Consider the following 12,759-nt stretch of genomic DNA (forward strand, 5'->3'; position numbering starts at 1 on the left):
ACCCATTACATTTTTAGCTTTTCACCCCATCCTTCTAGCTCTATGATGATTTCTGTTCCGAAGACATCAGTTAAATCGAACTGGAGATTTTGTATAACAATTGCTTTACATGGATCTCCGTTGTTGTCATGAGTAATAACAAGAGGTATAATTGGTGGAAAAGATTCTTTTTGAGTTCCATCCCATAATAATTCAAAATCATGCTCTTTACATCCGCCACCAAAGCGAACTTGTACTTCAAGCATCTTCTCCCAGACAAAAGCATTAACTATTGAAAAATGATTGCTTGCTTTTTTAGCTTCCAGTAATTCACTTGCTGTCACTTTTCTTAAAGTTGAAGGAGTGCTGCTTTCATCAAGGTTGTTTTTAGTTTCGGCATCTATCATAGTAACCACCGAATTTTCAGAGGCATAAATTTTAATCCCTCTTAAATCAACTGGAAAATCTTCCCAAACAAATTCAGCATCAATTTTAGAAATTGCTTGCGTTGATATGCCTGTCGGCGGATCAGCAACAAAGTCAAATTCATAGATACCATCAATAGGTGGAACGACATAAACAAAAGGGACTAATATTCCATTTGTCCAACCATCAGTTGGAACGGTTCCCTTTGCCTTAATAAGCAAACGAAGAGGATTTGTTTTCTCGATTTCCAGACTTACATCTGAAATATTTAAAATTTTACTAGGCATACCTTCTTTTTTTATTCACGAAACATATTTTATGATATCCTTTATTGACAGTTTTTCCTCGTCCGTTGGGATATTAAATGGCGATTCTGAATTGTCGTTCATTATTGAGTTTGGGTCTGCTTGTAGTAGCCCAATAATTGTTTCTCCTACGATTGTGCCTCCAACATCACCTAGATGTTTACCTGAATGTTGTTTTTCAGCTTCTTTTAGGATGTAATACCAAAGAGGTGTATTATTCGCGATTGCACTCGGTGCTTCATTCTCTAAAATATCTTCCTGTGAAAGTCTTGTGACCTCAATGCCAAGATCAATTAAAGCAGTTGCTACTTGCTGTCCATTTGGGAGTTCAAATCTCTGACCAGATATAAGATTTCTATGGGCTAAAATGTTGTTTTCTCTGGGCGCAACTTCCAGATTAAAGAGCACCGGAGGTAACTTTGTGTCTATTTTACCGGCAAAGTTATCAGCATCAACTAATGGTCTTAAAATTGTTGGGTCAAAAAACCTCATCAAGGTATTGCCATTTCCTTGAAGTGTCCAAATATCGGTAATCTGATGACCACCATCAACTGGTCGTCCTCCAGGGAAATCGAAGAACAAACGAGGGTTGCTGAAACTATTGTTGAAAGTATCGTTAAAACTGTACCGATCTCGAACCATACTATGTCCAAAACGGTAGCACGCTCCAGCAAATTCTAGGGGCATAAAAACCTCTGAAAGGTCTGATGCTATGAATAATTTCCTTCCATTAGAGATTATGGATTCAACACGTTCTTTGCCAATGATTAAAGGAAGAAACTCGTTTAACACTACAAATTGATAATCCTTAAGAACTGTTTTTTTCGCATCTTGGAAACTAAGATCTTCTTTGTTAATGAGTTTGTTATGAAACCGTTGGAAGAGTAGTTGTAAGGAAGCGACGATAATATTCTCATCATTCCTTGGGTCAGGAATCATGGCTTTGAAATTTTCATCTCGCTGAAGATCTCCTTCAGGGTTTCTTTCGTTACCCACAATAAATGTTTCCTTACCCTCATCACCTTCATAAAGATTTGAATGTTCCTGCGAGCCGGGACCATTTCCATATAAACTATCTAAATCAAATATTGGTGTCCTTGCATTGATACCCTCTCCTTTGTCAAAAGTGATATCATGATCAACAAATTGACCGAAATATGTCCAACCAGATGGTGTTTCTACATTGGGCTCATCCGCCGGTCCCATAATACTGGCCATTGCCAAAAAAACTTCATTTGGATGTTCTTGTGCTTTTAGGTTAATGAGTTTCTTAAAGTCATTAGGTACTTGTCCGTGTTTCATTTTTCTTATGTTTTAGTTTTATTATTAATGCCAAGAATCTGATAAACGTCAAATGGTGTTTATTCCAAAAAAAAGGAAATAAAACGCAATTGCTTTATCCCCATTTTATGTGAAAATCTAATTTTTTCATTCCACACCTTTAATATATAACAAAATACACAACGATTTAATTTTAATTTATTTTTTTCTCAAAATAATCACATCCGTCGGCACATCCGTACTCCCAAACACCTTCGGCATCCGATAAGCATCCACCAATTCTGCTATTTCTCCAATCACTTCTTTACTCTTATCATAGATCCCTCCATTCCGCAGAAACCCTGACGCCGTAATAAATACCAATAGCCCTCCCTCTTTCAATAGCTTCAGACTCTTGTAGATAAAGAAGGTCTCCAATTGTGGAAAAGTCCCTTTTACATTCACTTTCTGTCCATTCAAAGTTTCTGTTTTGAAGTAGAAGCTATAACGGTTCTGTCGCTTTCCATACGGTGGGTTACCTATTACCAAATCGTAAGGAGCATCCGGTAACCAGGTGGCTGACTCTTTCAGTGTTGTCGTAAAACGAGGTGGCTGTAGAAAGGCTGTTTCAAAGTATTGATTGTGCCATTTTGCTTCCGGGTACAGCACCTTGGCTGCATGGTATAAGTGTGGGTTAATCTCAAAAGCGGTAACATTAGAATGCAGGTGTTCGGGGATTACCTCCAGGAAGCGACCGATTCCTGCAGCTGGTTCCAGAATTGTTCCTTGCTCGTTGTAGCCATAATGTATTGCCAGGCGGTACATCAAGTCACATAGATAGGTTGGGGTGAAGTATTCGTAGAGCAATCCTTGTCCGCTGCCTCGTTTGGGGTCGTAGTTGCGTAGCCAGTCTTTTTCTGCTGTGGTGAGTGTCCCTCCCTTTATCAGTTTGTCTGAGATCGCTTCCAGTGTCATAGCTCGAAGGTTCTTACTTTTCCCTTTAGCTTGGAGGGTACCTGTTTGGTGTCTACTCCTTTCAGTGTGCTTTCTTTTTTCTTTTTGGTTCCTGAGCTAAGCAGCAATAAACCTAAGCCTGCAATGGCAATTATTTCCATCATATTACTAGTGGTATAGTTTTAAAAAAGCCCAACACGACGGCTGGGCTGTTTTGAGTATTCTGAAGCAATTAAATTTCTTACTATCTGTATTTGAACCAATAGAAGGCTGCCCCTGCTGTCAGGATTAGCAAGCCACTGATCGACTCGTAAGCATAGCTTTGGGCTCTTGCCAGCCATCCTTTCAGGAAGACGGACTGTGAGGGGTTGGCTGCTACTATGCGTTGATAAAAGGCTTTGCGCTCTTCCACCAGCTGATTGAATAGCATATAACCATTCACTGCATTGATGGCTGCAAGAGTATTGTTGCCCATTACGCCATCTACTTTCAGCATCTGCCCGAAGTGTTTATTCAGGGTGTCCTGTACCACTCGTATGGCTGAGCTGCTGGAGTTGACATAGAAGTCAAACAGCAAACCTGCCAACTGTTTGTCTCTTACCTTGTCGAATAGTGGTTTTTCCCAGTAATGCGTCTTGAAGAAGCTTAGCACCAGCTTATCCAACGTGGCATCTACAATGCGGTAATTGTGTGGAAGGCTACCTCCATTGTTGCGCTTTTCCTGGTCTACAATCTTCCAGCCTTCCCAGTTGGGCCAGTACTTTCGGGCAATGCCCCGGTAGGTTTCCCCACCACGGTCCTGAGCAACATTGGCGTAATAGCCTTCGTGGCTCATCGTCTTGTTGAAAATGTATTCGAAGGTTGTCATATTGGTATAGAGGTGTCCGTTTCTTGATCGTTCAAATCGTTTCATAGGTGAGCGTTGTTTTATGGGAGCCAGTTCCACCAGCTGGAAGCATCCGTTTTCTGATTGGTGGCGGCCATACCGAGGATGGATTGGAAAAGGGCTTAATCAATCTGAGCTGGAAAACCCATATGCACTCTTGCCCTGTCGGTGCCCGGTCCCCATTTGCCATCGGCGCCTCCTGTACTGTTGATCGCCTGTCTTACGGAGCTGTCTCCGATTTTGAGCATGGCTTCCTGCAGTTGCTTGACATAGCTGTTTTGGGATCCGTAGCGTAATGGGAAAGGTGATGAGGCGGGTTTGGGCACAATCGTTAAAGGGTCTGAGGGCTGTACAGGTGTGGCAATTTCCAGCCGTTTGCTGCTGTTGCTTATCAGGTATGCCGCTACCAGTGCCCCTCCAATTAGAAGTCCGGTCATAGTGTCGTTCGTTGGTTGAGTATTTGGTTGAATTTGACCATCTGTGAAGCACTCAGGTCTCCCTGCAGGTCACTGATCAGATGTTCTTGGTAGAGTTTGTTATAATAGCTGGCCACTTCGGAAAAAGGAATTTGGTACAGGCGCATCTGTTTGGCCGCTTCATAGAGGGCTTCCTCATCGGTTCCCCATCCGCTGATGGCTGCATACATTCGCATGGCCAGCTCGACTGCCATTCCTTCCCGGGTGCCGCTTCCTACCTGCTTGCTGACTTCATTGATCTTGGCATCGGTATTGGCCCTGCTGGACCAATACCATGCGATGCCAAGCACCACCAATGCGCCTGCTCCGAGCAGTACTCTCTTGTCGAGCAGTACGTCTTTGGCCGCATTGGCAGCTATCCCCTGAGGGGTAAGATTGATGAGACTACTCATATCATATTCTGGAATAGCTTAATCTTTTGGTTGATGCCATTCAGGCCACTTTTCGCCGCTACAATGGCCAGAGAAGATTCCGTCAGGTTATTGCCCAGTTGCTGCAAGGCCTTAGCTTTCCGCAGCGCCTCTTCCTGGTTCTTCACCTCCAGGGTAATGGTTACTTTTGCCTTCATGGTTTACTTTGAATTTTGATAATATCTTGTCCAATACCGATGGGTTAGCCCCGATGATTTGCGTCAGCACATAGTACTTACTCACCACTTCCTCTGTTTGCGTTTTGAGCCACTCTTTCACCTTCTCTCCCACTTCTGCAGCCACACTTTCATCAGCGCCTTCCATTTTCACATGAGGCATTTCATCCTGTTCTCCGTTCATGGTCATCGGAAGTGTCGCATGCGGTGACTGATCAATTCCCATAATGCGGGCGAGTGCTGTTCCTGCGAGTCCTGCCAAAACAGGGTTGGCAGCGACTTTCTCCAGTACCCCATTCATGCCACCACTTTTCTCCAACTCCACCTGCCTTTGGATCAGCTCAAACTCCTTGTCCTTAAAAGCAGATTGCTTTTCGAGATTGAAGTTGTCCTTGCGGAGTTCCTGGTTTTCTTTTTCCAGATATTCCAGTTTGCTCTGAAGGGAATTGTTTTCCCGTTCCAAGCGGTTGATCACAAAGTTTTTGTAGTCATCCATACCCGGGTGAGCCACTGGCGCTGCTGGAGGTGCGGTAACCGCTACTCCTGACAAGCCGGGATACTCCGTTTCCGATAAGCGAATGGTGGTATAGTAATCCAACAGCTTGGCTGAGGATCCATTCTTTTTCCTTCGCTGGATATGGAGCTGGTCCAGCTCGAAGCTATTGGCGATGTTCCGGAGAAAATGGGCGATATCACTAGCGTCATGTTTTTTGATATTCTCATAGAGCAGTTTGCGTTCTCCCTGCAGGTCAGCGAGTATATCAAATCCATATTCGTCCAAGGCCAGAATTTTACTGATTTGATTAATGGTGGTGGTGTTCATCGGGGCGTTATCGTTTAGTTTGCTTGCATAAGCCAAGTATTGGGTATTATCTTCTTTTTCTTCTTGCGCTACGTCTTCGTTTCAGTGCAGCTCTCAGTTTATTGGCCAAAGCCTTTTTGTATTTCAGGCCGAGCGCTCTTTGGACTACGGAAGAGACCTTTTTGCGTCTTTGAACCTTCACATTTCGTTTAGGTGCTACGACCTTTTTTGGTCTTGCAACTACGACTCTGTTTTTGGGTAAAGACGTAGGCTTTTTAGGCTTTGGTTTTCTACGATTCAGTAAAGCGATCCTACGTTTAGCCAACAAGCTTTTCTTACGTCTGAGTACTGTCCTTTTACCTTTGGCTGAAGTATTGCTTTTGGCTCTTTGACTCAGTACCGAAAGCTTTTTCTTAAGCCTGGAGATCATTGCATTTTGCTGCTTGATCTTCCCCATGTAGGTTCTGACCTTTTGGTTGCTGACGCCTCCCTTCTTTCGCTCCTTTTGGAGCTGCTGAATGGCTTGCTTGTTTTTGCTCTGGGCACTTTGCAGCAACTGCGTCAACTTCCCTACTCTTGATTTTAAAGAGTTCACCGTTTGTGCTTGCTGCTGCTTATTCTTTTCCTGAATAATCTGCTGGGCTACGGGATTGCGCTGCGCATTTACCCGAATGGTTGGGATGGGCTCAAGGCGTTTTATTTTCTCGCTCATGTTCTTCTTTTTTCAGTTTCTTGATCTCTTTATTCTCTCGATAAATTCTAAGAAGAAGCCAGGTGGTAGAGAGAGAAGACGTGATGATCAGCGTAATGGCATCCACATCGTCCATGGTCAGCCGGATATTACTGATCGTTGAGATCATACTTAAAGGAACCGCCATCGAAATGGTGGCGACTCCTATTTTATCTATAAGTGACATCATAGTGATAAGCGGTTATTGGACAATCCACACAGCCATTTGGTACTCTTTACTTTGTCCGTACACAGGCTCAGAGGCGATGAACTTGATACCTCCATTGGTAGCGTTCATGTTCCAACCGTTGGATGGTTTGACATTGACTGTCATCGGGAAAGATGGGGAGTTAAACTGCTGAGTCAATACCCAGGATACCTGCGCTGTTTCACTGCCTCTATCGGTCAGAATTTCCAGACGTCCAATCGGACCTGAACCGTTTATCGTTAGCTGAACAGTTTCACTTGAGGACTGCACCACGTTGTCAGAGTAAGTTACACTTACCGAGATAGGCGTAACGATATTCTTATTGACTGTCTTGGTGCTGGATACCGAACCTCTATCATTGGTCAGGGTCACACGGTAAGTAACCGTTCCTGTACCGGTCGTCTGCAAGCCTGCCGGTAAAGTGATGCTATTGATTGTGCTGGCTACAGTGCCTGATTGAAGCGTTACATAACCTCTTCCCTCCTGCACCTCTACCTTGTAAGAAGTCACCCTTCTGCCTCTGGCATTCCAGGATAACGTAATGCTCTGCGTTTTTGAAGTAATCGTGCTTACGTTGCAGCTAACGGAGAATGGTGAGATAGGTACCTGAATATTTCCTCCGTTTGTCCAGAATGCGCCATTGTCATACTCTCTTGTGTATTTCAACTGAGGCCTGACATAGGCCACATTATCCGGAAAATCTGAAGGGAATTTGGCTGTTGGGGTAAACGCTCCATTATTCAGTCGGGTCATTCCTTCGTCAAAACCAAAACCTATCACAAAGTTATCGCTCAGATCTCTGCCGTGATAGTAAGCTCTTAGCTCTCTCAGCGGAAGGAACTTTGATACCACCCAGCTGATACCCGGCATCAGGGCACCTGCCACAATAGAAGAATGAGCAGCTGCAGGATTACTTACACTGTAAGCATTCAATTCGCTTTCCTTGTAAGGTGCCAACTCCATTTCACTTCGGAAGTCTGAAATCATGGCCAGCGAGACATACGAGTTATCACTCTTGATGTAGTAGGCCTGCAAAGTGTGTGTATAAGGAATCACGGCACCGTCCAGTACCTGGTTGGTGATCAGGTCCTCATCAGTGGTGTGCGCAAACTCATCCGAATGAATATAAAAGTCCCACTCATAAGCACCTCCAACTGTATTGGATGGGAACCTCAATACATAGTTGATACCCTTAAAGTTGGAAGGAATAGCCGTGTATTTATTCCTCAGTGCTTTTCTAGTCTGAGCTACTCGGATAGTGATATATGGACTCTCTGAAGTATTGACTTTTTCAATCCCTGATTCAGGATCTTTTCTTCTTGCCTCACCCACAACACCAGCCGCCAAAGGAACAGGAAGCCTATAGACATTATTGAAGGACACCTGCTGGCTACCATCAGAAAGGTAAGTTGTGGAAGCAACCTCCACCACATTGCCATTTACATCTACCATAGGCAGCGATTTACCTGCTCTCACAGTGGTAATGCCTCTCATAAAATCTGCAGCACTTTTCTTAGCGCCATAGATCCTGTTGCCTACCATATTGAGCACCCGGTAAGTTGCCTTTTTCGGATCGAACAAGGCTCTGCCTTCCTCTACCAGTCCACGGGTTGTGACACGAAGTTGCTTCTTGCCATTCTTCAGCTCATAGGTACCCAGGACGCTTTCTGCCACAGCTGTCGTTTTGGAAGCTGCACTGTTACGGCTACCGGCAGACCTTTCGTACATCAGGTGTTTGGTTGCAAAAGCATTCAGGGAATCTGTAAAGCCATATGGCGTTGAGATGGCCAGTACACTGAATACACCCGTTCCTGAGAGTCTATAAATCACATCTTTTCCTGTTGCCGGAGAAGCGTTGTTATAAAAAGTGCCCGCATCAAACTGAATGCTTTCATACGTGCCTGCAGGGAAAGTGTAAGCCTCTGAAATCAGCAGCATATTATCTGTATGTCTTCTGACCAGCATTCGCAGCTGAAAGGAAGCAGTTGCTACATGTGGTTGCTTAAGCCTTAGGTTTATTTTTTCGTTGCCATCTACGGACAACCCGATTATTTCTGTAATCGTCTTTGCCATTTATTGGTGCGTTTTTGGTTAAAAAGTGATTTCTCCCAGGTAAACCTGATACACGATACCTCCTGTCTTGATCACCTCAAGTACATAGCTGTATTCCTTACCGGCATCTACTTTATCCGTACCCGTATTGAGATTTGAATAAGAGTTGGTTGCTCCTCCCGTTCTGGTTGGATCAATCTCACGGTAATAGGCTTCTCCATCGGTGATGTTCTTTCGGTATACCCTGAAATCTGTCTGGGTCTGTCCGTCATTATCCGTCAGGTTCCAAAGCAGGTTGACACTGTTGGAATCCTTTTCCAGCTTTAGCGTGCTAAAGTCAGTTGCCATCACGTAGACAAGTGCCTGCTCGGTGTAAGGCTTCCCTCCTGACTGGTAGGTAATGCGGTATTCCACTTCTGTATTGGCGGGTACCAAGTCCACATGTTTACCATCGGCATACAAGGAATCGATGGTATTGACCGTCACCCAGCTGCTGCCTACCAGCTTCTGTAGCTTGGCCGTTCCTGCATCAATCGGGTTGGCATTCAACAGCTCTTTAGGGAAGTCTGTCTTCTTACTTGAGTACAGGATATCCTGCGGTTTTGGATTGCCTGCCGACGCCGCTTTGCCGTAACCGATCTTGATTCTACCAGCCGCCACGTTCATACCCGGATCCAGTTGGTTACCCTGAAAATCAGAGATTCCGACAATCTTGTCGTTGGTCGGCAAAAGCAAGTTGTAGATACCGGCACCATTGGAAATATCATGGCGGTGCGTTACGTCGGCATCCATAAATCGGGCCTTGCCTTCCAGAATTTCCTTACGGGTTGCCTCAAAGATATCACCCGGCTTCTGCGCTTTCTTAAAGAGGAAGCGCTGCTCTCTGGTCGTGTCTTGTGTTTTCAAGTTGTTTGTTCGTTTGTTGATTGATAATGAAGTAGAAAGGACGTCCCCCTTTGCAGAGGGACGCTTAAAATAGATAGGCTTACATCATGTTCATGATGGCTTCATCTTCGCCATTGAGGCCTTCAAGGTCTGCCATCAGGTCATCCTCATAGTCTCCGTAGAAACCGTCCAGGTCTTCATACGCATCGTAATCACCTTCCATACCGGCAGTGATTCCCAGAAGTTTGTCGATCTCTGCTTCGGTACCGCTCAGGTCCTCAAAGTCATCGAAGTCATTTTCACCGGCCAGTCCGCCTACCGTGTAGTAGCTGTTGCCATACTGGTCCTGCACGAGTTGTGCGCCGCCAGCCATGGCTCCGTTGATACCACTGACATGGTAAGGATTGCCCTGTGCGTCGAAGATGATTTGTCCCACACCTCCATTGACGCCATTCAGGCCGTTACCGTCCAATCCTTTCAGAAATGGAAGCTTCGCCTGCACGGCTGCATGGGAAAGGGTGCCCATCACCCCTGCAGTCATGACCCCGGTGGCGATTGCCGGGTTTCCCTTGCCGGAGGCATAGAGGTAGGCCCCTCCAGCCAGCGCTGCCAATGCTACAATGGGGCTAGGCATCTTGGAGAGCGTCAGCTTTCCGAGGGCAGCACCTGCAGCAATCGCACCACCGTGGGTCAGTGCTTTTTGATAGTTGTCTTTCAAGTTGCTAATTGTTTATTGATTTGATTGATAATGGATTTGCTGTATTGGGGAAATGGACTGCATTACTTTTTCTGCATGAAATAGATGACTCCTGCCAGCGCCAGTCCGCCCATCAGCAGCATTTGTTGACTTTTCTTGTCGTCGTCCCGTGTTTTTTCCAGCTCAGCCAATCGAAGCTGTGTTTCCTGATTGGCCTTATCGACCATTTCTTTCGCTTCCAGTTTGGCTTCCATCTTGGCAAGGTCCGCCGATGCCTTGGCAGCAAGCAGTTCCTTCTCCATTTTGGACACTGTTTTTTCTGTCGAAAGTCTCGATGCCGCATAGGCTTTGCTCGCCTCTGCCTTGATCAGTTTTTCAGCATCCCCTTTGTCCAGCTTAGCGGCTACCTCATCTTTCGTGGCAGCTTTGGCTTCCAGGGCGCTGACTTCCTTCTTGGCAAAGAGGGCTGCAAACTTCTGGGCATCTTCTGCTGATACCCCAACTGCTTTTGAGAGGTTCATCACCTCCTCATGCGAAACGCCTTTACTGACATTGCTGACGATATCAAAGACCTCCTTCATCTGCAGTTTTCCGTCTTCCCCTTTCCCTTGCTGGACTGCATCCAGCACAGAGCGATACTTGCCTGCCAGACTTTTGTAGTCTTCCACTTTGGCCAGCAGCTTTTCTACGGCTGTGTTTCCTTTGGGAATCGGTAAAGCAGCTTGTGCCTGAACAGCTGGTGTGACAGTTGAAACAGGGGTAAGTTGAGGTTGCGTGGCCTGACTGCCATCCTTATTCAGCAGATTGGAAGCGACGTTCATCACAGCGCCACCTCCCGGAATAATGGAGGCTACCAGAGGCGTTGCCACCTTCACTACTTTACCGGCAAAGGATTTGGCCTTTTGCCAGAACTTGGAGTTTTTCAGCTTTTTCAGGAAGCCGAGTTGCGGCTGTCCATTCAAGGCCAGAAGTGGTTCGTAGTAATCCACCCCATCGAAGTAAACTGCTCCTTGCAATCCAAAACGACGCTGGTAGTTAGCCGCATCGGTACTGTAATAGACATGTTCAGGTATACTTCCTCTCAGGCCATCCAAATAACGAATGGGCATTCCCTCCAGCCCTCCCAAACCGGAGGGAAAGCCATTCAATGCAAGTGGGGATGGAATCATGATTCGGTCATGCTTCTGGGAAAACGGTTTCTCCTGATCGAAGTGGTCCAGCACGGGGTCTATGGTGATGTAATTTTCTCGTTTGTTGAGGGAAAGCCCCTTCTGCTTTGGTACAATCACATAGATATGCTGAAAATAGCTTCGGCCATAATATTTCGTTTTCCGGAAAGCATGCGGAATACCCAAATTGTGCAGCACACTTGAGATAAAGATGCTGTAACAATCACAGTCCACACCTGTCTTTCGGTCTGCCCACGATCGGGCAGGACGTCTCAGTTCTTCTTCCGTTGCCTTGTCCGGCTTGTATTGGATATGACGATAGATAAAGTCAAAGATGTTCTGGCTGGTCTTCTTCAGGGAATCTCCCTGAAGCACCGCTGCGATTCCCTTTGTGTCGGGCAAAGTCTTGCGGACAATATCCTCCATAAAGGCAATCGTGTCATAGGTATCACCATTGTATTTCAGGTAAGGATCCAGCTTGTTGGGCTTGGGAAACAGATGCTCGTATTCTTTCCCGGAGCGAAGCTTTCGTTTCCTGTCGGCGACCACTCCCAGTCCCCCATCCAGGTACTTAATTCTCATTCCGCTCATTCAGGTCAAATACTTTTGTTTCTTCAATCATTTCACCGCCCACCTTCGCCTTGGCCGACACCAGCAGCTTCGGTTTTTGTTTGCTACTCAGAAACGACAAGGCCAGTACCCCTACATTCAAGGTTGAAGCCTTGATCGTAATCTCAGGCAGCAGGATCGGTTTCCCACCTCCCTCAATCCGCACTTTCTGCAAGGGGACACCATTGGCAATTTCAGTCGTGGTACCGCTGTCCTCCATCACCGCAACAGACACGTTGAGGTGTTCCATATCGAAGCCATAAGGAGAATCGTTCCGAATGCTGACCTGCAGCTTAAAAGTCAATTCCTGAAGGCTGACCTTATGGATCTTGAAAGACTGTATACTGGTAGAGACACTGTTCTTGACCTCTTCCACTACACGGTTGTAGTACCAATAAGCCAAGGCAGCCAATCCTCCCGCTCCTGCAATCCAGGTTAAATTTTTCATGAAGTAGTTTGTTGGTTTCACAATGCCACTTCAGAATACTCATGTCAAATATGAAAGGGAAAATCAAGGCTTGCAAATCGCTGATTTCAAAGGAGATCATCTTTAAAAAAGACAAAGCAGGGAGTGAGGAAATGAGCTAAAAAAAGGCAAAATAGCGCACTTGATGCAAATGAAAGCAAGTTGTGGCAAATCCGAAAATTAGTCTATCTTGGAAAGATTATATTGCATCATCATCGTGATCTAATGACTCTTTAGACTCGTGCTACTTCGACAAACAATGATCACGG

At 45.6% G+C, this 12,759-nt stretch carries 15 protein-coding genes; all 15 read right to left on the reverse strand.

The features are described 5' to 3' along the window. Positions 1–5: 5 nt before the first annotated feature. The gene (locus V6R21_RS24845; RefSeq protein WP_334246228.1) at positions 6–692 is read right to left on the reverse strand and encodes a hypothetical protein; all 687 of its coding nucleotides are present in this window, start codon (positions 690–692) and stop codon (positions 6–8) included. A 15-nt stretch (positions 693–707) separates the two neighbouring features. Next, positions 708–2,012, reverse strand: a complete 1,305-nt coding sequence (locus V6R21_RS24850; RefSeq protein WP_334246229.1) for a peroxidase family protein — start codon at positions 2,010–2,012, stop codon at positions 708–710. 177 nt (positions 2,013–2,189) lie between these two features. Then, positions 2,190–2,945, reverse strand: a complete 756-nt coding sequence (locus V6R21_RS24855; protein WP_334246230.1) for a class I SAM-dependent methyltransferase — start codon at positions 2,943–2,945, stop codon at positions 2,190–2,192. Next, positions 2,942–3,088 carry a hypothetical protein gene (locus tag V6R21_RS24860; RefSeq protein ID WP_334246231.1) on the reverse strand — a complete coding sequence of 49 codons (147 nt, stop codon included), beginning with the start codon at positions 3,086–3,088 and terminating at the stop codon, positions 2,942–2,944. Before V6R21_RS24860 ends, V6R21_RS24855 begins: the two co-directional genes overlap by 4 nt. An 80-nt stretch (positions 3,089–3,168) precedes the next feature. Further along, positions 3,169–3,837 carry a glycoside hydrolase family 108 protein gene (locus V6R21_RS24865; protein ID WP_334246232.1) on the reverse strand — a complete coding sequence of 223 codons (669 nt, stop codon included), beginning with the start codon at positions 3,835–3,837 and terminating at the stop codon, positions 3,169–3,171. A 95-nt stretch (positions 3,838–3,932) separates the two neighbouring features. Then, on the reverse strand, positions 3,933–4,247 hold the full coding sequence (locus V6R21_RS24870) for a hypothetical protein (RefSeq protein ID WP_334246233.1): 315 nt from the start codon (positions 4,245–4,247) through the stop codon (positions 3,933–3,935). Further along, positions 4,244–4,678: a hypothetical protein gene (locus V6R21_RS24875; protein WP_334246234.1), complete on the reverse strand. Its 435-nt coding sequence runs from the start codon at positions 4,676–4,678 to the stop codon at positions 4,244–4,246. Before V6R21_RS24875 ends, V6R21_RS24870 begins: the two co-directional genes overlap by 4 nt. Before the next feature lie 111 nt (positions 4,679–4,789). Next, positions 4,790–5,695, reverse strand: coding sequence for a hypothetical protein (locus tag V6R21_RS24880; protein WP_334246235.1), 906 nt, complete (start codon positions 5,693–5,695; stop codon positions 4,790–4,792). Between the two features lie 46 nt (positions 5,696–5,741). After that, on the reverse strand, positions 5,742–6,386 hold the full coding sequence (locus V6R21_RS24885) for a hypothetical protein (RefSeq protein ID WP_334246236.1): 645 nt from the start codon (positions 6,384–6,386) through the stop codon (positions 5,742–5,744). Beyond that, on the reverse strand, positions 6,361–6,594 hold the full coding sequence (locus V6R21_RS24890; protein WP_334246237.1) for a hypothetical protein: 234 nt from the start codon (positions 6,592–6,594) through the stop codon (positions 6,361–6,363). The genes V6R21_RS24885 and V6R21_RS24890 overlap by 26 nt, the downstream gene beginning before the upstream one ends. Before the next feature lie 12 nt (positions 6,595–6,606). Beyond that, positions 6,607–8,685 carry a hypothetical protein gene (locus tag V6R21_RS24895; RefSeq protein ID WP_334246238.1) on the reverse strand — a complete coding sequence of 693 codons (2,079 nt, stop codon included), beginning with the start codon at positions 8,683–8,685 and terminating at the stop codon, positions 6,607–6,609. 18 nt (positions 8,686–8,703) lie between these two features. Next, positions 8,704–9,570 carry a hypothetical protein gene (locus tag V6R21_RS24900; RefSeq protein WP_334246239.1) on the reverse strand — a complete coding sequence of 289 codons (867 nt, stop codon included), beginning with the start codon at positions 9,568–9,570 and terminating at the stop codon, positions 8,704–8,706. 79 nt (positions 9,571–9,649) lie between these two features. After that, positions 9,650–10,267, reverse strand: a complete 618-nt coding sequence (locus V6R21_RS24905; RefSeq protein ID WP_334246240.1) for a hypothetical protein — start codon at positions 10,265–10,267, stop codon at positions 9,650–9,652. Between the two features lie 62 nt (positions 10,268–10,329). Continuing rightward, positions 10,330–11,997 carry a hypothetical protein gene (locus V6R21_RS24910; protein ID WP_334246241.1) on the reverse strand — a complete coding sequence of 556 codons (1,668 nt, stop codon included), beginning with the start codon at positions 11,995–11,997 and terminating at the stop codon, positions 10,330–10,332. Continuing rightward, entirely contained in the window at positions 11,987–12,472 is a 486-nt protein-coding gene (locus V6R21_RS24915) for a hypothetical protein (protein ID WP_334246242.1), read from the reverse strand. Before V6R21_RS24915 ends, V6R21_RS24910 begins: the two co-directional genes overlap by 11 nt. Positions 12,473–12,759 lie beyond the last annotated feature (287 nt).

The sequence above is a fragment of the Limibacter armeniacum genome, from assembly GCF_036880985.1.
GTDB classification, from domain to species: domain Bacteria; phylum Bacteroidota; class Bacteroidia; order Cytophagales; family Flammeovirgaceae; genus Limibacter; species Limibacter armeniacum.